The sequence below is a fragment of the Exiguobacterium sp. s34 genome (assembly GCF_018617435.1).
GTDB classification, from domain to species: Bacteria; Bacillota; Bacilli; order Exiguobacteriales; family Exiguobacteriaceae; genus Exiguobacterium; species Exiguobacterium aestuarii.
Genome location: NZ_JACSKE010000001.1, coordinates 588,491 through 607,911 on the forward strand (window position 1 = coordinate 588,491; position 19,421 = coordinate 607,911).

At 49.3% G+C, this 19,421-nt stretch carries 15 protein-coding genes; 5 read left to right on the top strand and 10 right to left on the bottom strand.

Translation table 11 applies throughout. The features are described from left to right. Positions 1 to 173: 173 nt before the first annotated feature. The 8 genes from cydC to arcA form a co-directional block, all read right to left on the bottom strand. Positions 174 to 1,892: a thiol reductant ABC exporter subunit CydC gene (gene cydC, locus KNO87_RS02915; RefSeq protein WP_214792625.1), complete on the bottom strand. Its 1,719-nt coding sequence runs from the start codon at positions 1,890 to 1,892 to the stop codon at positions 174 to 176. After that, complete coding sequence (gene cydD, locus KNO87_RS02920) at positions 1,889 to 3,613, bottom strand: thiol reductant ABC exporter subunit CydD (RefSeq protein ID WP_214792622.1); 1,725 nt, start codon at positions 3,611 to 3,613, stop codon at positions 1,889 to 1,891. The genes cydC and cydD overlap by 4 nt, the downstream gene beginning before the upstream one ends. A 122-nt stretch (positions 3,614 to 3,735) precedes the next feature. Then, complete coding sequence (locus KNO87_RS02925) at positions 3,736 to 4,425, bottom strand: Crp/Fnr family transcriptional regulator (RefSeq protein ID WP_214786043.1); 690 nt, start codon at positions 4,423 to 4,425, stop codon at positions 3,736 to 3,738. A gap of 112 nt (positions 4,426 to 4,537) precedes the next feature. After that, the gene (locus KNO87_RS02930; RefSeq protein WP_214792619.1) at positions 4,538 to 6,880 is read right to left on the bottom strand and encodes a glycoside hydrolase family 31 protein; all 2,343 of its coding nucleotides are present in this window, start codon (positions 6,878 to 6,880) and stop codon (positions 4,538 to 4,540) included. Between the two features lie 161 nt (positions 6,881 to 7,041). Further along, the gene (gene arcC, locus KNO87_RS02935) at positions 7,042 to 8,004 is read right to left on the bottom strand and encodes a carbamate kinase (RefSeq protein ID WP_214792616.1); all 963 of its coding nucleotides are present in this window, start codon (positions 8,002 to 8,004) and stop codon (positions 7,042 to 7,044) included. A gap of 14 nt (positions 8,005 to 8,018) precedes the next feature. Further along, the gene (gene arcD / locus KNO87_RS02940; protein WP_214786036.1) at positions 8,019 to 9,494 is read right to left on the bottom strand and encodes an arginine-ornithine antiporter; all 1,476 of its coding nucleotides are present in this window, start codon (positions 9,492 to 9,494) and stop codon (positions 8,019 to 8,021) included. Positions 9,495 to 9,547: 53 nt separating this feature from the next. Beyond that, positions 9,548 to 10,576, bottom strand: coding sequence for an ornithine carbamoyltransferase (argF, locus tag KNO87_RS02945; RefSeq protein ID WP_214792613.1), 1,029 nt, complete (start codon positions 10,574 to 10,576; stop codon positions 9,548 to 9,550). A gap of 21 nt (positions 10,577 to 10,597) precedes the next feature. Then, a complete protein-coding gene (gene arcA, locus KNO87_RS02950) occupies positions 10,598 to 11,827 on the bottom strand; it encodes an arginine deiminase (protein WP_214793795.1) in 1,230 nt (409 codons plus the stop codon). Between the two features lie 322 nt (positions 11,828 to 12,149). Between arcA and mgtE the strand changes: the two genes are divergently transcribed. Continuing rightward, positions 12,150 to 13,508 carry a magnesium transporter gene (mgtE, locus tag KNO87_RS02955; protein ID WP_214792611.1) on the top strand — a complete coding sequence of 453 codons (1,359 nt, stop codon included), beginning with the start codon at positions 12,150 to 12,152 and terminating at the stop codon, positions 13,506 to 13,508. 54 nt (positions 13,509 to 13,562) lie between these two features. On the opposite strand, the gene KNO87_RS02960 is transcribed toward mgtE, so the two are convergent. Next, positions 13,563 to 14,180, bottom strand: a complete 618-nt coding sequence (locus tag KNO87_RS02960) for a hypothetical protein (protein ID WP_214792608.1) — start codon at positions 14,178 to 14,180, stop codon at positions 13,563 to 13,565. A gap of 190 nt (positions 14,181 to 14,370) precedes the next feature. Between KNO87_RS02960 and KNO87_RS02965 the strand changes: the two genes are divergently transcribed. After that, positions 14,371 to 16,149 (top strand): solute:sodium symporter family transporter, encoded by a 1,779-nt coding sequence (locus KNO87_RS02965; protein WP_214792605.1) that lies wholly within the window; start codon positions 14,371 to 14,373, stop codon positions 16,147 to 16,149. A gap of 20 nt (positions 16,150 to 16,169) precedes the next feature. Here the strand turns inward: KNO87_RS02965 and KNO87_RS02970 are convergent, their stop codons facing one another. Continuing rightward, positions 16,170 to 17,069, bottom strand: coding sequence for a GGDEF domain-containing protein (locus KNO87_RS02970; RefSeq protein WP_214792601.1), 900 nt, complete (start codon positions 17,067 to 17,069; stop codon positions 16,170 to 16,172). A 159-nt stretch (positions 17,070 to 17,228) separates the two neighbouring features. Here KNO87_RS02970 and KNO87_RS02975 point away from each other — a divergent pair, with 159 nt between their 5' ends. From KNO87_RS02975 to KNO87_RS02985, 3 genes are read left to right on the top strand one after another with little or no spacing between them, the layout of a single operon-like run. Continuing rightward, entirely contained in the window at positions 17,229 to 18,257 is a 1,029-nt protein-coding gene (locus KNO87_RS02975) for a serine hydrolase domain-containing protein (protein ID WP_214792599.1), read from the top strand. Continuing rightward, positions 18,254 to 18,643, top strand: coding sequence for a GNAT family N-acetyltransferase (locus KNO87_RS02980; protein ID WP_214792596.1), 390 nt, complete (start codon positions 18,254 to 18,256; stop codon positions 18,641 to 18,643). The genes KNO87_RS02975 and KNO87_RS02980 overlap by 4 nt, the downstream gene beginning before the upstream one ends. Before the next feature lie 11 nt (positions 18,644 to 18,654). Further along, on the top strand, positions 18,655 to 19,362 hold the full coding sequence (locus tag KNO87_RS02985) for an SDR family NAD(P)-dependent oxidoreductase (protein ID WP_214792593.1): 708 nt from the start codon (positions 18,655 to 18,657) through the stop codon (positions 19,360 to 19,362). Positions 19,363 to 19,421: the final 59 nt, after the last annotated feature.

Here is a 19,421-nt window from a genome sequence, read left to right on the forward strand (position 1 = left end):
TCTAGATGTAGCTTCCCAAAAGCTTGACGTGCACGTTCCCCAAACACATCACGTCACGTGGATTCCCCTCCACGACACACTTTTTGAAAGCATTGCTGCGACAACCCCCATTTGTTGCACCCATATTTGCCAAAAACAAGACGAGCAGCCCACCGACGGGGCTGCTCGTCTTGTTATGATGCGAACACTTCTTGTTCGATTTGTTTCAATTCGTAGAACATGCCTCGCTTCGTCATCAGTTCTTCATACGAACCGACTTCAACGATCCGCCCAGCTTCCATCACAACGATTTGGTCGAAGGCTTCGAGTCCCGTCAAGCGGTGACTGACGAGGATGAGCGTCCCTGCACCAGCTTGATTCAACAGTTCAGAAAAGACGTGCGCTTCCGTTCCGGCATCAAGCGCTGAAGTAGGTTCATCGAGCAACCACATCAGCCCATTTTTCAGAAGGGCTCGTGTAATCGCCAAACGTTGCCGTTCTCCACCCGACAAGTTCGCTCCTTTCTCAAGGACCGGTTCATCAAGCGCAAACGATAAACGGACACGTTCAAGCGCCACAAGCATCTCTTCATCACTAAATTCACCGGCCAGTGCCAAATTCTCACGTACTGTTCCATAAAAGAAGTGATTGTCTTGCAAGACGACACTCGCATGCTGCCAGATTGCAGTCTGTTTCAAATCATTCAAGTTTTGATCATCTAATCGTATCGTTCCATCTTTTGTTCGAACGAACGCCAATAAAAGTTGAAGTAACGTGGACTTCCCAGATCCGCTCGGCCCGACGATGACCGTCTTCGAACCGCTCGGGATGTGTAACGTGACATCGTCGATCACGTCCCGATACGTGTCCGGATAGCGATAGCGAACATGCTCAAATGAGATCGATGGGGACATCGTGAAGGTCACGTCCTGTCGTTTTGCTTCAAGCTCCTCAATCGCTTCACTCGGTTCCGTCACTTCAAACAATCGATCAGCGGCTTGCTTACTGTCAGCAAAATGACCTGGGAACACGGCCATCGGTGTCGTATTCTCAAATGCTGTGAGCGACATCATGATGAGCATCGCCAAGAACAACCCGTTCAAGTCTCCCTCCACCACTTGATATGCCCCAATCGCCAAGACACCCCATGAGACGAGTAAAGAGGCGGCGACGACGAGCGCGGAGTTGAAAAACTGGTTGGTCGTGTCTTTTCGCTCTGCTTCCATGTATCGCTCGCTTCGTGTATAGACGGCTTGCTTCGTCCGGTCAAGTTGATGATGAAGCTTCAAATCTCGGTATCCGTACATCATCTCTGTCAACTGAATCGATACATCCCCGCGCAATGCGCGAATCGTCTCGTCATGATGAGCACGAATCCGAGCAAAGCCAAGTGGAATCAAGAATCCAGTGACGAGTACACCGAGTAGGATCCATACACTGACTGCAAACGAGAAGAACGTGACAAAAAAGATGGTGCTTAAGAAAACAAGCACGAGTATGATCGGCGGATAAAACACACGAAGGAAATAGTTTTGCAGACTCTCGACGTCTCCGACGACACGTGCAAGTAAATCCCCGCTCCGATATTTCGCAAAAATCGACGGGACGAGCGGTTCAAGTTGTCGATAAAAACGGACACGTAGCTCGCTCAAAATCGTAAACGTTGCTCGGTGTGACGCGAGACGCTCCCGATAACGACTGCCTGCCCGAATGACCCCGAACAGTTTGATGAGGACGACAGGTACCATGAGCGCATACAGCGGCGGGACGAGACCCGCACGTGATACGAGGTATCCACTTGCCGCAAACAAGGCGACCGCCGCGATCCCAGCTGCATATCCAAAGAAGATGGAGAGAAGGATATCTTTCTTCTCACGCATCATCCATTTTGTGATTGTCCAAAGCGAGTTCATCGGCTCACTCCTTTCTGAAGCGCAAATAGTTCCGCATACTCTGGAACAGCGAGCAACGCGTCATGCGTCCCTTCTGCGATGCGCTTCCCATCCTCCATAAACCAAATCATATCTGCCTCTTTGATTGTATGCAGACGGTGTGCCACCGTGATCAACGTTGCCTCTTTCGACAGCTCAGCGATTGAACGCCTCACAATCTGCTCGGTCTTCAAATCGAGACCGGTCGTCGGTTCATCGAACAGTAGGATGCCTGGTCGTTTAAAGAACGCTCGGGCGAGTGCGAGACGTTGTCGCTCACCGCCTGACAGACCGAACCCGCCTTCTCCAAGCTCCGTCCAGATTCCATTCGGTAACTGGTCGATCACCTCAGAAAGTCCTGCCGCATCTGCTGCTTCTTGTAACGCGAGCTCGTCGGCTTTTTCGCCTAATGCGATATTATCGGCAAGCGTCCCGGCAAATAGATAAGGGTTTTGTGAGATATAGGCAATGTTTCCATACCAGACGGACTCGTCAAACGAATAAAGTGGCTCACCGTCTACGAGGACGCGTCCCGACTTCACTTGCAAGAGTCCGGAAATGACGTTGAGCACTGTCGTCTTCCCGGACCCGCTTGCGCCGACTAAGGCCAGATGGGTGCCAGAAGGAATCCGACCGCTCAACGGCTGAAGCGCAAAGCGTCCGCCTACATATTCGAAAGACACATCTTCCAGCTCAAGGTCCGGTGTCCGTGAACGAAGTGACTTCGATCCCCATTCGATGCGATCATCCGGGGCGTCTAGTACGTCAAAGATTCTTTCTGCCGCACCCATACTTCCACGTCCCGTATGGAAGGCACTTCCTAAATCTTTAATCGCCAAATAATACTCCGGCGCCAACACGAGAATCAAGAAGCCAGAGAAGAACGTCAGGTTCTCCCAAACGACCATCTGTAAGGCGACCTCTAACGCCACGACACCGGTACTGAGCATCGAGATAAATTCGAGCATGAGTCCCGATAAGAACGCCGTCTTTAAGACGACCATCGTCGCATCCCGAAAGTCGAGGCTACTCTTCTCAATCGCCTTCGCTTCTTGCTCGGTGCGATTGTAAAGCTTGAGCGTCGTCAATCCTTGTAACACATCTAAAAACTTACCGGAGAATTGGTTCATCTTCTCCATTTGTTCTTCCGATTTTTTTTGGGTCGCAATCCCGATGATGATGAAGAACAGCGGGATGAACGGTGCCGTCACCATCATGATGACTCCTGAGATCCAGTGTTGGCTGAAGACGACGACCAAAATAAGAAGCGGGATGATCGATGTTTGGATGACTTGTGGCCAGTATTGGCTAAAGTAAGCGTCCACCTCATCAACTGCATCCATGAACACGCTGACCTTTTTCCCGGACTGACCCGTCAAGGACGATTCGACCGGGCTCGTGGCATACCGATCCAACAATTGTAGGCGTAATGCCTGTTTTGCTTTTTCGGACAAACTCGCACCGATTCGTCCCGATACGTAGCCGAAGAGTGCTCGCGCCAACAAAGCGACAACGAGCCACACCAATGCCGGAAGGATGGCTTCGAATGATTCACCTTTCAAGAAAATTCGGTCGACGATGTCGACGATTAAATACGCTTGCGCTAAAATCGATAGTCCAATCATGATCGCAGACAACACGAGTCCGATGATATGACTTCTTTCAGCGAAAGCAAGGGCTTGCAGTCGTTTCACTGCATTCATCCTTTCTCTATTTACAATTCCATTGCTTTGTGAGATTCATCACTAATTATACAATATGCTACGTTTTGAAGCGAACGCTCCGCTCGTTTGAGTATGTAAAAGACGCCCTCATCTGAGTGGCGTCAATCGCTGTCTTGTTCAAAATATTCAGGATGCCCGATGACGAGTTGATGGGCATCCATGCGAAGCACATCTTCTTTTCGGAGTTTGGCTAAAATCGTCGAAACCGTCTCCCGGGACGTTCCGGACAGACGAGAGAGTTCGATCGCAGTGAATGGGCAGCGGACACGAACGCCTTGTTCGTCAGGCTCTCCTAAATCTTCAATTAAGAAATGGAGCGTATTGATGACACGCTCTTTCGCGCTTGGCGTGATGATTTCTTGGACACGACGCTCATGCAGATCGAGAATCCGGTTCATCTGGCTGATGATATAGAGCAACATGCTCGACTGCGTGGACACGAACCGCTCAAATCGATCCGTCGGGATATAGATGACCTCAATGTCCGTCACGGCCTCGGCCGTATGACGATAGTCTTCCCCCGTGAATAAACCGTTGTAAGGAAAAAATTGTTTCGGTTTCACATAGTCGGCATAATGATGGGTCGCATTCTCGTTCATCCGTTCGAGTTTGACGTAACCGCTCATCAAGAAATAGACACGTTCTCGCGGATCCCCTTCCATGAACAACAGTTGCCCTTTCCGATACGTTCGGCAATAGACGTGCGGAATCAGCTGTTCAAGCGTTCGACTCGGACATGTCGCGAATAGCGTCAACTGCCGTAAATCGTCAATCGTCCACATGTGTCGCATGTGCATCCCCTCTTTTCTACTCTTCTATCCTCAGTATAATGGGATTTTTATTGAAAGCGCTTTCTAATTCCGACAGTTTTCTGACATGACAAAAGGGGGTCGCCCCCCTTTTTCAGTCCAGCATGAGTTCCAACAGTGCATCCTGCAAATCACGCTCGAGTTCTAACGCATGAAGGTCAAACAACCATGCCTCGAGACGTGTCTTTGTCGTAGCCATCTGATACAGGCGATCTTTTAAATCATAGGCGATTTCAGCACGGTCTAAGAACCGATAGAGTCGGTCGAGTCGATGTGCGTTCTGCGTCACTTCGACAGGAAGTGTCACGGTCTGTTCCTGTTTCCATTCACCGAGTGGGATGTGTAACGTTTGCGTCTCCGCATCATAGTCCCCTTCCCCGACGACCCCACGGACAAGAATCGTCAACGTCCGATCCGCCGGCACGAGTGTCAAATCACCCGACGTCTCGATGTGGAGCGTACGCGCTTCCCAATCGAGCGTGAACGTTGTTTCAAGCGACGCCCCGTTCTCATAATCTCGGCTCTCCCCGTCATCTTCATACATCGTGAACGTGTTCGAGGCACCTGGGAAGACGAGTACTTCGAGATCACTCGGATTCCCCGTATCGTTCGCATGCGGTTCATGCGGCATCATCGGGATGATCGCACCGGCTTTGGCGAAGACCGGTTGTTCCTCAAGTCCACGGAACACCCGAATCGACTTGTCCCCTTCATAACGATGTCCCGTGAAGAAGTCGAACCATTCTCCTTTTGGCAACCACACGTTCGCACTGGCGACGTGAAGCTGTCGGTCCATCGGCGTAACGATCGGGGAGACGATGAGTTCACTTCCGAAATAAAACTGATTCGCCACCTCATAAGCCACGTCGTCATCAGGGTGTTCGATATACATCGGTAGCACGAGCGGCAATGAGTCGGCATGATTGCGATAGTTCATCGTATACAAGTACGGAATGAGTTGGTGGCGCAGTCGTAAAAATCGTTTCATCGACTGTTCGGCTTCCATTCCGAAACGCCAAGGCTCTTTTCCGTTGAACGTACTGAACGTCGAATGGAGACGCATGATCGGACTAAATACCCCATATGCGACCCAACGCGCGGCGAGCTCATCGTCTTTTTTACCACGATGATGCCCTCCAATGTCATGACTCCACCATCCGTAGCCGATATTTGTGGCTGTTGCCGTGAAATACGGCTGGAAGGCGAGTGATGCCCACGAGATGATCGTGTCTCCCGAGAATCCAACTGGGTAACGATGGCTTCCCGGTCCTGCGTATCGAGAGAAAATGAGTGGACGTTTGCCGTCACGGGCGATATCGATGGCGTGATAATGATTCAGCATCCATAACGGATCGAGTCCTTCCATCTTCGACGTCGATCCTTGTTGCCAGTCAATCCACCAAAAATCAACGCCGTCCGCTTCATGTGGATGATGCATCTGTTCAAAATACGCTTGAATGAATCGCTTGTCTGAAAAATCAAACGGGATGCGGTCCCCCGATTCCGGATTGACCCCCATCGCCTCAGCCATCGCTGCATATTGATCTTCAAACGCACGGACCCCGTCGGCGGGATGCAGGTTCAGTGTCACCATCATCCCCTCGTCTTTCAACCACTTGAGGAAACGCTTCGGCTCGGGGAACAAGTTTTTATTCCACGAGTACCCCGTCCAACCACTCCCGTACTCTTCTGGAATGTCAGTCACGTGCCAGTCCATGTCGATGACGCTGACCGAGAACGGCACGTCTTCAGACTTGAAACGACGCATCAACGCCTTATATTCTTTTTCGTCGTATCGCCAGTAGCGGCTCCACCAGTTCCCGAGCGCTTTACGCGGAAGCATCGGTGTCGGGCCCGTCAACGTGTAAAAGTCTCGAAGTGCCTGCTTATAGTCATGGCCATATCCAAAGTAGTAGATGTCATGAATCCCTTTACGTCTCGGCTCGACGAAACGGTCATCCGTCATTAAGAACGAGGCCGAATCGTCAATGATTGCATACCCTTGTTTGGAGAGGATCCCTTCCTCTAATTCGGTCGCCCCGTCCACATGATCGAGTGTCCGAGCCGTTCCTTTCAATGTTCGCTCCGGACCATTGAACATGTAGCGGCTATAGTACGTACTAAAGTTTCCTTTCACGTCCACATAGAGCGTATTCGGAGCGAACGGACCTTTCGTATAATATAAGTGGACATGCTCTGTGATGATTTGGAGCTCGGTCTCGTCTTCAATCACCCGAAACTGCGGAACATCAAATTCTCGATTCCATGCTACTTGAGTGGCACGGTCTTCAAAAATCCCATCTTCCGCATACTCCATTCGAATCAACTGACTCGTCAATACGGTGAAGCGATAACAGCTTCCTTGCACGATTGCCTCTTCCTTTGCTTTTGGTCTCATCCACGACTGATACACATGATTTTCTTCGAATAGGCGCATACATCCGAGCGTCTCCGCTCTTCGTCACTTCCTTCCTGAAATAAGTGCAAACGTTTACACTGAATATGATAGCAATCTCATTTTTGGCATACAACATTCCTTCCCCATGAATGGCGACAGAAAACAAAAAGTCGCAAACGGTTCACGTTTGCGACACATTGTTATTGTTGAAGGGAAGGAGCCAAGCGGACGCGTGTTCCGGCATCCCCATCAATGGCGGCTAACGCCTGATCAAGCGATGTGATAATGGCAACCCGGTTCGTACCAGATTCCGCGAACTGCAGTGCCGCTCTCACTTTCGGTAACATGCTACCCGGAGCGAACTGCCCTTCTGCGATATACGTCTCCATCTGCTCTTTTGACGTCTCCTGAAGCGCCACCTCATCTGGCTTTCCAAAGTTGACATACACATGTTCGACAGCGGTCAAGATGAGCAATACGTCTGCGTTGACGAGGTCCGCCAGTTTCGCAGCCGCAAAATCCTTATCGATGACCGCCTCGATGCCGACGTACCCTTCTGCTGTCTCCATGACCGGGATACCACCGCCACCGGAGGCGACGACGATGTGTCCCGCTTCGACGAGCGTTCGAATGACGGCATGTTCGGCAATTTGCACCGGAACCGGACTCGGGACGACACGACGATGTCCCCGTCCTGCGTCTTCTTTGAATACGTAACCGGTCGTCCGTTCGAGATGAAGTGCCTCTTCTTCCGTATAAAATGGACCGATCGGCTTCGTCGGATGATGGAACGCGCTATCATTCGGATCGACCACGCTTCGTGTGACGAGTGAAGCCACCTCTCTTTCTAGACCGCGCGCACGGAGTGCTTTCGTCAGCGCGTTTTCAAACCAGTATCCAATCATCCCTTGCGTCATCGCACCGCATACATCGAGAGGCATCGCCGGCGTTGCCGGACTGTCTGACGCGGCTTGTTGTAGCATCAAATTTCCGACTTGCGGCCCGTTCCCGTGCGTGATGATGACGTCGACCCCTTCCGCGATGAGTGTGGCGAGAGATTCCGCCGTCGCCTCGACCGCCCGCATTTGTGCTTCAGCTGTCGCATCTTTCCCTTGTTGAATCGCATTACCGCCTAAGGCGATGACCACACGTTTTTTTCCCATATCGATACCCCCGATCAGATGACTGAGATATTACCAGATAGTATGCGAACGACTGCGAAGATGGCGAGTGCGGTCAAAACACCGGCGACCAGCCATTCCGTTTTGTTGAGTGACTTGATGCCATTCTCACGTTGCGCTTTCATATAGAGAAGGGTTCCTGGTGCGTATAGAAGGGTTGTCAGGAGTAAATAATCAATTCCTGCGGCGTAGATGAGCCAGAGTCCATAGATGGAAGCGACCAATCCAATCGTCAAATCCCGTGTTCTACGTTCGCCAGCGCTATAACCGATCCCGTTTTTCGATACTTTCACTTGGTAAAATGCCGAGAACACATATGGGATTAAAATGGCACTTGATGCAAGTGAGAACGCAAAATTGTATGCGGCATCTGAAATCAAGAACGTGAAGAGGAACAGTTGGATCAACCCGTTCGTTAACCAAAGCGCGTTGACGGGTGCCTGATTTTTGTTCTCTTTCGTGAACCATTTCGGGAACACACCATCTTTCGCAGCGACGAACGGAATTTCAGCCGCGAGAAGCGTCCAACCGAGCCATGCCCCGAGTACGGAGATGACCAATCCGCCGTTGATGAGCATCGCGCCCCACGGACCGACTGCCGATTCGAGCAAGTAAGCCATTGCCGGTTGCGAGGCGTTCGCTACGTTTTCCGGTGTCATGAGACCGAGCGACATGACGGAAATGAGTAGATAAATGACGAGTGTTCCGAGTAATCCGATCACGGTCGCTTTCCCGACGTCAGAGCGCTTCCGGGCACGACCCGAGAGGACGACCGCACCCTCAACACCGATGAACACCCAAAGTGTGACGAGCATTGTCGAGACAACCTGGTCGCGAACACTACCCCATGAGAAGCCGCCTTGCCCCCAAAAATCGAAGGTGAAGTTTTCGAGATTGAAGAAGAACAGCGTAATCGTAATGAATGCAAAAATCGGAACGAGCTTGGCAATCGTTGTGACGATGTTGATCATCGAGGCCTCATGCACCCCTCGTAGGATGAGCGTATGCACGAGCCACAGCATGATGGATGCTCCAACAATGGAGGCAATGTTTTGCCCCCCTTCAAAAATCGGGAAAAAATAACCGACCGAACTGAACAGCAGTGTCGCATACGCCACATTTCCGAGCCAGGCAGATAACCAATATCCCCATGCCGAGTTAAATCCGACGAACGAGCCAAAACCTGCCCGTGCATAGCTATACACACCACCATCTAAATCAGGACGACGCATCGTCAAATTTTGAAAACTGAGACCGAGCGCGATAATCCCGATTCCGGTGATGACCCATCCGATGAGAATGGCACCCGCATTCGCACCTTGCGCCAGATCGGCTGCCAAGTTAAAGGCGCCACCGCCAATCATTGATCCGACGACAAGTGCCGTCAACGCTCCGAGACCTAACCGCTTATCTTGCTTGTCAGGATGTACTCCAGCCGAACCACCTGAGTCATGCTCCAACTTCGTAGACATTCTACTCATCCCTTTCGCTTATTTTGAAACGGGAGGGGACATTCCCCTCGCCGTCAACGTTCAAGCCATTCGCGTGTCTCCGTGAGCGTTGCCGCCATCACCGCTTTGATGGTATGCATGCGGTTTTCCGCCTCATCAAATACGAACGAGTGACGACTGCGGAACACCTCATCAGTCACTTCCATTTCCGTCAACCCGTATTGTTCGTGAATCGCCCGACCGACTTCCGTTTCTAGGTCGTGGAAGGCAGGGAGGCAATGCAAAAACATGATGTCCGGGTTCCCGCTCTTTTGAAGCATATCCATATTCACTTGATATGGTCGCAACAGTTCGATCCGTTCTGCGAAGGCCGCTTCTTCGCCCATCGACACCCATACATCTGTGTAAACGACGTCCGCCTGATCCATCGCTTCCTCAATGCTCTCCGTCAATGTGATGACGGCACCTGTTTCGGCGGCAACGGATTTCGCATAATCCACGATCTCGTCAGACGGCCAAAGTGATCTCGGGGCACAAATCCGCATATCCATCCCTACTTTTGCACCACCGATCAAGAGGGTGTTCCCCATGTTGTTCCGCCCGTCGCCGACGTACACGAATTTGATTCCGGCAAGTTCTCCTTTTTGTTCTTTCACTGTCAAAAAGTCAGCCAAGATTTGTGTCGGATGATAGAGATCGGTCAATCCGTTCCAAACCGGTACACCAGCATCTTTCGCGAGACCTTCGACCGTCTCGTGGGCGAAGCCGCGGAATTGAATGCCGTCAAACATGCGTCCGAGAACGATGGCCGTATCGCGTACCGATTCTTTCTTCCCGAACTGGATGTCGTTCTTGCCTAAATATTCAGGGTGCATCCCTAAGTCGATTGCGGCGACCGTGAACGCACAACGCGTCCGTGTCGACGGTTTTTCAAATAGAAGGGCGATATTTTTCCCTTCACAAATCCGATGTGGGATGCCTTGTTTCTTTTGACGTTTGAATGCAGCAGACAAATCGATCAAGTAATTGATTTCTTCACCAGAAAACTCGTTTAACGATAAAAAGTGACGACCTTTCAAATCAAAATTGAACGTTGTAGACATACTGCTTCCTCCTTATCACATTTAGATGTCTTGACGGATAATCGGACAGCTCATGCAACGTGGACCCCCACGTCCGCGCGATAGTTCACTCGACATGATTTCGATCACTTCAACGCCTTCTTTACGGAGCAGTTCATTTGATACGTAGTTCCGGTCATATGTGACCACGACACCTGGGGCGATGGCGAGCGTATTCGATCCATCGTTCCACTGTTCGCGAGCCGCTGCGATTGGGTCACCGCCGCCGCAAGGAATCAACGTCGCTTCCTGTAAGCCGAGGACGTCTTTTAACACTTTCAACAAATCAGTATGTTGTGTAATCTGCAATTCGCCTTCTGCATTTAGTGAAAGCTCGAAAATATTCATCTTGCCTTCAGGTCCTTGAATAAACGGATGGATGGTGAATTTGTCATGATCGACCATCGTAAAGACGGTATCGAGATGCATGAATGCCCGGGATTTCGGAATTTCGATGGCGATCACTTTTTTGAAGCTGTCTCCATGTTTAAGCAAATTGAGGGCGACCCGTTCGATTCCTTGAGCGGTCGTTCGTTCAGAGATGCCGATGGCGACAACTTCTTTCGATAAGACGAGCTCGTCTCCGCCCTCCATCGCAAATCGATAGTCGCGGTCTGACCAAATCGGAACATCATGTTTCGCAAAGCGTGGGTGATAGCGCATAATATATTGCGTGAAGAGTGACTCACGGCGACGTGCCGGTTCTTTCATTCGGTTGATGGAGAGACCATGACCGATTGCAGCGGCCGGATCTCGTGTGAAATAGAGGTTTGGCATAGGATCTAAAAAGAAGGGATACGTATCTTCAATCATTTCGTGCAAATGTCGGCGTTTCTCCGGTTTGATTTCCGATTTTCGGATACCGGCCATCACCGTTTCAATCAACGTCTCATTGTCATAGCCGAGTAAATACTCTTTTAATGTTTCGTAAGAGCCGTTGATATTTGATTTAGACTCCGATAAGATATCCGCGACAAACTTTTCGCGAACACCGGGGAGTGACAACGTCTCAGCCATTAGTTTTTCGAGGTAAAGGACTTCCACACCGCGATTTTGGAGCGCACTCGCAAAATAGTCGTGTTCTTTTTGAATGACCGGTAAATGGGGAATATCATCGAACAAGAGGCGCTCTAAATATTCCGGGGTGAGATTTTCTAATTCCCTTCCCGGTCGTTTCAGTAATACCGTTTTTAATTCTCCAATTTCTGAATACACATGAATCGGATGTTTCAGCGTCGTATCTTGTGAAATCGGTTGATTCGTCATTGAGATCATCTCGCTTCCTCCTTGTGATTCGGGTGTGTGACTACCCTTACCTTATCACTTTACCAAATTTGCGAATGTCTAATCCGGCACTTCACCTGTTAGGGATTCCACATTGCTGTGTATAAATGTTCACCTTTGTGAATGAACAAACAATGCATGAAAAATTGGCGTCATGACAAGGGGAAATGCGATGCATGGACGATGAATACCCTCCTCCTAAAAAAGATGAAAAACTTTTTTGAGATTCGGAGAATAAGTTGAAAAATGTGAGAGATCAGGATGTGAGCATATGAAAATAGAAGAAATGGAATACAACGAACATGAAGCAGCACTCCGTACATTGATTCAAAAGGGAGATCCAGTCGATTTTCAAGACCTCTTCCTCTCCCTCCACCCTGGTGAACAGGCCGATCACTTTATCGAACTTGATCAATACGAGCGCGCATTCGTGTATCGCACGATTTCTCCAGAGGTGTTCACCGATTTGTTCGAAAAACTGACGTTAGATGAACAGTGTACATTTATTCAAGAAACACCTCAGCCGTACGCTGTCCGTATTTTAAATGAGATGTATTCGGATAACGCAGCCGACTTGATGCGGGAACTTCCCGACGTGTTCATGGATACGCTATTCGAACAGATGGATGATATCGAAGAACAGGAAGTTAAAGATTTGATGCAATACCCAGAAGAGACGGCCGGTGCGCTCATGACGACCGAATTCGTCGTCCTTCAAGCGAATAAGACGGTCGGACTGACCCTCGAAGAGCTACGTGACCTCGGTCCAGATGCCGAAACGATTTATTACTTATACGTGGTCGACCAAACGCATCAACTCGTTGGCGTCGTCTCCTTACGCGATTTGATTGTCGCGCCACTCGATGCGAAAATCGAAGACATCATGGGATTCCGCGTCATCTCGGCAAACGTCATGACCGACCAGGAAGACTTGGCTCGGATTGTCCAAAAGTATGACTTGTTGGCTCTTCCTGTCACGGATGACCAGCAAAAACTACTCGGCATCATCACGGTCGATGATGTGTTAGACGTCATCGAGCGTGAAACGACAGAAGACTTTGAAGAACTTTCGGCGACGAAGGGGTCGTCCGATATCAACATGAGTCCACTTGAGGCGGCAAAGAAACGCGCCCCGTGGATTGTCAGCCTCATGTTTCTTGGTATGATTACCGCCTCAACGATTGGTAACTTTGAAGACACGCTTGAAACGATTGTGCTACTTGCTGTCTTTATGCCACTTGTCATGGGGTCTGCCGGGAACGCGGCCACCCAGTCCCTTGTCGTCGCCGTGCGCTCGATTGCGCTCGGTACGATCAATCGTAAGAACGTCATGAAGATGATTCGACGCGAGCTCGGGACCGGTATCCTGTTAGGAATCGCCTGTATGATTGTCATCTTCGGGGTCATCACGATTTTGTATGACAACATGCTCATCGGCTTCATTGTCGGGATTTCCATTTTCGCCGCGCTCAGTGTCGCCACGATGATCGGAACGATCGTCCCGCTCTTAATCAACCGTTTGAAGTTAGACCCTGCCGTCGCATCCGGACCGTTCATTACGACACTGATGGACAATCTCGGTCTCATCATCTACTTCACGGTCGCGACGTCTATGCTTCAGTTTTTATGACATTTGTAAAAGTTCACACTAAAAAAAGCGGCGCTGATTGTTTCAGCACCGCTTTTATTGAGATTTTTCTAACAGACGTTTTTGCGTTTCGTTAAAAGCTTCAATGTCTTCATCCGTCATCACGTCGTTATGTTCTGACACATAAGGATTGTCTTTCAATAATGTCTCTAGTTTACTTAATTCAGCACTTAATCCGCTATTTTGATAGAGGTTGGATGCTCCTACCGAAGTCAATGTCCCCGTCTGACTCACTTTGAAGTGTCCTTGTTGTAGACCGACGATCCGATACGCTTTTTGGATTACAGGTCCTTCATATGGCTGTAAATATAGTAAAACTTTCTCACCCTGTTTGACGAGCGGGTCTTCTTCCATATCATTTTGTAGGAGGGTGATTGTATCAGTTCGCGTCAGCTCATGACTCACGTCTCGATATATCTCCTCCACTTGAATGCGTGATTCGAAGAAATTAACCGAATGATATTCAAAAGGTCTCGGGGGACGGTCCACTTTTCCGACAATGACGACCGGCGAACGTGTAGCTAATTCGTCTATATGTCGAAAGCTTTCGGTCACAGCCAAATCACTCGTGTTTACTTCTTTAAGCATTTCACCAAAAATGACATAACCTGCTACCGCTGCAACAGATAACATTCCAATCATCCACTTCTTCAAAGAGATTCCTCCTATCGATTCATCTATTCAACCTCTTGATTTTCTAATCGATCGCAACGGTAGCTCAACTAATCTATGCCCCAATCCATGACTTTCTATCATTCTATCAAGAAAAAGGGACTACTTTCTGACACTTTAGGGTATTTCCTACAAATACATATAAAACATAAGTAAGAAGTGAGGGGATTGTATGACGATTCAACAAGTGCTCTACATACTCGTGACCGGTGCCGCGTTCATGGCACTCGTCGCCTACGTCTCGTATCGCATGACACGAGGAAAAGTCGAAAGTGCAGATGACTACTTCTTGGCCGGTCGTGGACTGACAGGCGTCTTTATCGCGGGGTCACTCCTGTTGACCAACTTGTCAGCAGAACAATTGATCGGCTTGAACGGTCAATCGTTCGCCGGGAACATGTCGGCCATGGCTTGGGAAGTCACGGCGGGGATTGCCGCAATTATCATGGCCCTCTTTTTGTTGCCACGCTTTCTTGGCATCGGGATCTCGACCATCCCTGAATTTCTAAGTCAGCGCTATGACGAGGACGTTCGTCGTTTGACCGTCCTATTGTTTTTACTCGGATACATGTGTGTCACGATTCCGTCTATGCTGTACTCGGGTGGATTGGCCGTCCTTCAACTGTTCGACGTGCCTGCCCTTCTCGGTATCAGCTTTGAGCAGTCGCTTTGGATTGTTGTTTGGTTCATCGGGATCATCGGTGCGATTTATGCGATCTTTGGAGGTCTTCGCGCAGTTGCCGTTTCCGACACGTTGAATGGGATTGGTCTTATCATCATCGGTTTTCTCGTTCCGACACTCGGTTTCCTCGCGTTAGGTGACGGGAATCTTTTGGACGGGATGAAGACCATTGCGACGACAAACCCTGAAAAGTTGAATGCCATCGGCTCAGCCAACGACTCGGTTCCGTTCCTGTCCATTTTCACCGGGATGATTTTTGCAAACTTATTCTACTGGGCACTCAATCAATACGTGATTCAACGAGCCCTTGGCGCAAAAAACTTGGCAGAGGGACAAAAAGGAGTACTTTTTACGGGCTATTTAAAATTACTCGTTCCCATTTTTATGCTCTTACCTGGCGTTATCGCCTTCCATTTGTATGGATCGAACGTCGAGAAAGCTGATTTAGCGTATCCGAGCTTGATTGCTGAACTGTTACCGATGTGGCTCATGGGCTTTTTCTTAGCCGTCTTGCTCGGAGCCGTATTCAGCTCATTCAACTCGCTCTTGAATAGTATTGCGACGCTATTCGTTCTCGATATTTATAAACCGAAGTTCAAGCCGAACGCTTCTGACCAAGAGTTGATTCGCGTCAGCAAATGGTTCGGCACGTTCGTGGCACTCGTCTCTTTCTTCGTCGCCCCGAACCTCATGTATGCACCAGACGGGTTATGGGATTTGATTCGACGTTTCACAGGCTTCTTCAACATTCCAATACTCGTCATTGTCCTGATTGGTATGCTCGTTAAACGTGTTCCACCGATTGCCGCGAAGACCGTCGTCTTCTTCCACGTCATCGCTTACTATTTCCTCGTATGGGGAACGAAACAATGGTTTGGAGTGGAAATCGGGATTAACTTTATCCATATTTACGGCATTCTCTTCGTTGTCGAGACAGGCATCATGCTCGTCTTTGCGCGTGTACGACCGATGCTTCAAGCCAATCCGATTCGAATCGAACTCGGACGGGTCAAACCGTGGCGCCACGCGTTATCGACTTCAATCTTGCTTGTCGCTTCGATGATTTTCGTCTATCTCGTCTTCTCACCAATCGGACTCGCCTACGCAGACGGAATTGTTTCTGGTTGGTTCGCTCCATTGACGATTGGACTCATTGCCGTAACGACCCTTCTGATATGGGCATCCTATCGTTATGGACTCGCACGATATGAACGCTATCTCAACAACTTGGGTGAAGAGCCATCTGAAGTAGAGGAAGCGAGTAGCTAATAAAAAGAGACCTTCTTGGACTAGACGTCAAGAAGATCTCTTTTTTGTTGCTGCTTCTGTTCATACATCGCATCATCTGCTGCTTGCCAGAGTACTTCAATCGATTCTGGGTAAGCTGACCAGGCCAACCCGATGGCAACTGAGATTCCCTCTTCTCGGCATGTCGTTTCGATTTTACAGACCATCTTCTTGCACGCCTCTTCCGACATCATCTGAAGAAACAAGACGAACTCATCTCCTCCAATCCGATAGACAGAGGACTCGATGGTTTGAAGGAGGCTACCGACACGCTTCAATAAACAATCACCAGCAGAGTGCCCTTCCTCATCGTTCACGATTTTTAAATCATTCACATCGAGTACGATGATCCCAACGTCGGTCACTCCTTCCGCTTGACCAATTGTCTCTTCAAACGCCCGACGATTGAAGACACCGGTCAAACTGTCATGCCGACTCTCATACAGCAGACGCTCACGCTCGGTCATGGCCGCCTCGATGTTTCGAATCACACCTTGCACCGCCACAATCTGACCGTCTTCATAAATCGGAGTCGTATACTCTTCAAACCATACATAAGTGCCTTCATTCGTACGCCACCGTTGAAGGATCGCCTCTTCATAGTCGACACGCCCCATCACTTTGTCTAGCAACAGCCGTCGGTCGTCCGGATGGATTCTGCGGAAACATTCCTGCGCATCTGAATAACTACGCATGACCGTCCCTTCCCCCAAATATAAATCTAAGGAAGGACTGATATACCGAAAACGCCACATCGGTTTCGTTTCAAAAATATAGATGACATCTTTCGTTTGGTTCCCGAAATGCATGAACGAAAGCGTCTGTGGATGTGGCCGTTGACGCTTATGTAGCCACAAAGCAATCAAACATCCAACGAGTATCCCTAAAAAGAATAACGTCATTGAACACACTTCCTCTCTATTCGCCCATATCGTACCACGTTCGAGGTCAGACACCCGTCTCAATTCCTGTTATTTGGTAAATGTTTTTTTGAATATTGAGTAAATTTATGGATGATCTCGAGGTACATGATATAGTCGAAGTACTTGATGACTCACACTATGGAGGTTCTTTTGCAAAACTTTACACATGTACCAGTAGACAAAACGTTCTCTGGCGTCTATTCCGTCACGAGCTTAGACACGTCCATTCATCAATCCTTTGGCTACGCCAATCGTTCCGAACAGATTCAACATGATGTGACGACAAGGTTCGGGATTGCTTCTGGCTGTAAACTGTTCACGGCAATCGCCATTTGTCAGTTAGTCGAACGAGGTCGACTCTCTTTTTCAACTTCACTTGAGTCCTTTCAGACACTCGACTTGCCTTACATTTCGTCCCAAGTCACGGTGCATCAGCTGTTGACGCATACGTCAGGCATCCCTGACTATTTTGATGAGTCCGTCTCTGACGACTTCGAAGCGTTGTGGCGTGATGTTCCGATGTATCGTCTTCAACAACTACGAGATTTTTTACCGCTATTTCAACAAAAAGCGATGAAGGATAAACCAGGTTCTCGATTCTCCTACAACAATGCCGGGTATATCTTGTTAGGGTTGATTGTCGAAGAAGTGACCGGACAACGCTTCACCGACTATATCGAACAGTCGATTTTTCAACCTGCTAACATGAAATCTTCCGGATATTTCTCGCTCGATGCCTTACCCTCCAAGACAGCGCTAGGCTATATCGATCACTCGGATGGTTCATGGCGTACGAATCAATATGCGATTCCAATTAAGGGCGGAGCAGACGGTGGGGCTTTTGTGACCGTTCAAGACATGACCCGATTTTGGCAGGCATTGCTTTCACATCAACTTCTTGATGCGTCTTCCACGGCTCGCCTCCTCACGCCACACGTCACCGTCAATGACCGAGGTGGGAGCTATGGATATGGACTTTGGATTCAGCATCATGCGACAGGGGATATCTTTAAATATCATGTAATGGGATATGACCCGGGTGTCAGTTTTCATTCCGGTTACTATCCGGAAACCGATATCATTTCTGTCGTATGTGCCAATCAGTCCGATGGCGCGTTCGACGTGATGAAGCAAATCGAAACACAGATTGGAGAGAAATTCGAATGAAGGTCCGTCCATATGTCTCACAAGATTTTGAACACATCCAGCGACTCAATCGTGATGAGGGTTGGACTCAGCTCGTTGAACGACATGAATTGACCCGTGAAGCGTGGCGTCAATCGAACGTCACCTACGTCATGGAGTCTGATCATGGGGAGATTATCGCTTATTTGCGTGGATTGACCGATACGACAGTCAGTCTATATGTGTGTGAACTATTGGTCGCTTCTGCCTATCGAAAACGTGGTCTTGGTGAACAGATTCTCCAACATGTCCATGCGCTATACCCCGAAACGCGTCTTGAAATGCTGGCGAGCCAAGCTTCTCACACATATTATGAAAAACTACGATTCCGTCCGTTTTACGGGTTTCGGAAAACCATTCACGAATAGGAGGAATATATATGAAACTCGCTCTCGTCACTGGGGCATCGCGTGGTCTCGGTCGTGCCATCGCCCAAGAACTACAATCTCGAGGTTACGAAGTTGTCGGACTCTCACGCTCACAGGCAGAAGACGTCACGTTCGAACAACGTTCTGTGGATCTCTCAAACGTCTCAGGAATCGAGACAGCCATCGAAGAAATCACTCCGCTATTCGAGAGTGCCGATTCAATCCTTCTCGTTCAAAATGCAGCATGGATCGAACCGATTCATCGTGTCGGACAGTTGGATGGGACGAAAGTGACGGCGCATGTTTACGCCAACTTACTCGCGCCGATGCTGTTAGCGAATGCGGTCCTCTCTTTTAACAAACCGACCGAGTTGATTCATGTGACGTCTGGTGCGGCCAAACGTCCGATTTCAGGTTGGAGCGCGTACTGTGGTACGAAAGCTGGACTCGACCATTTCACGGAAACGCTGGCACTTGAACTCGACGGTACACCGCATCGCGCGGCGCTCTTTAATCCCGGTGTGATGGATACGTCGATGCAAGCGGAAATTCGTTCTTCTTCGGAAGAGGCGTTCGCGGACCTCGAACAGTTCCGTTCATACGAAACAGAAGGACGCCTCCGTTCTCCCGAGACGGTCGCGCGTGTATTCGCCGAACAGTTGATTGACCGTCCCCTTGAAAATGGCAAGACGTATTCGATTTATGACTTAATCAAATAATTTACCTGGTCAAAAATAAAACCACCCTACTGCCGGTAAACCGTCTACACTACTTTCAT

Coding starts and splice junctions, on each gene's coding strand:
- argF (WP_214792613.1), bottom strand. CDS start 10,576: ATGTCTACAACGTTCAATTTTGATTTGAAAGGTCGTCACTTTTTATCG.
- KNO87_RS02965 (WP_214792605.1), top strand. CDS start 14,371: ATGACGATTCAACAAGTGCTCTACATACTCGTGACCGGTGCCGCGTTC.
- KNO87_RS02930 (WP_214792619.1), bottom strand. CDS start 6,880: ATGCGCCTATTCGAAGAAAATCATGTGTATCAGTCGTGGATGAGACCA.
- mgtE (WP_214792611.1), top strand. CDS start 12,150: ATGAAAATAGAAGAAATGGAATACAACGAACATGAAGCAGCACTCCGT.
- KNO87_RS02975 (WP_214792599.1), top strand. CDS start 17,229: ATGGAGGTTCTTTTGCAAAACTTTACACATGTACCAGTAGACAAAACG.
- arcD (WP_214786036.1), bottom strand. CDS start 9,494: ATGTCTACGAAGTTGGAGCATGACTCAGGTGGTTCGGCTGGAGTACAT.
- KNO87_RS02980 (WP_214792596.1), top strand. CDS start 18,254: ATGAAGGTCCGTCCATATGTCTCACAAGATTTTGAACACATCCAGCGA.
- cydD (WP_214792622.1), bottom strand. CDS start 3,613: ATGAATGCAGTGAAACGACTGCAAGCCCTTGCTTTCGCTGAAAGAAGT.
- arcC (WP_214792616.1), bottom strand. CDS start 8,004: ATGGGAAAAAAACGTGTGGTCATCGCCTTAGGCGGTAATGCGATTCAA.
- KNO87_RS02985 (WP_214792593.1), top strand. CDS start 18,655: ATGAAACTCGCTCTCGTCACTGGGGCATCGCGTGGTCTCGGTCGTGCC.
- KNO87_RS02970 (WP_214792601.1), bottom strand. CDS start 17,069: ATGACGTTATTCTTTTTAGGGATACTCGTTGGATGTTTGATTGCTTTG.
- KNO87_RS02925 (WP_214786043.1), bottom strand. CDS start 4,425: ATGCGACACATGTGGACGATTGACGATTTACGGCAGTTGACGCTATTC.
- cydC (WP_214792625.1), bottom strand. CDS start 1,892: ATGAACTCGCTTTGGACAATCACAAAATGGATGATGCGTGAGAAGAAA.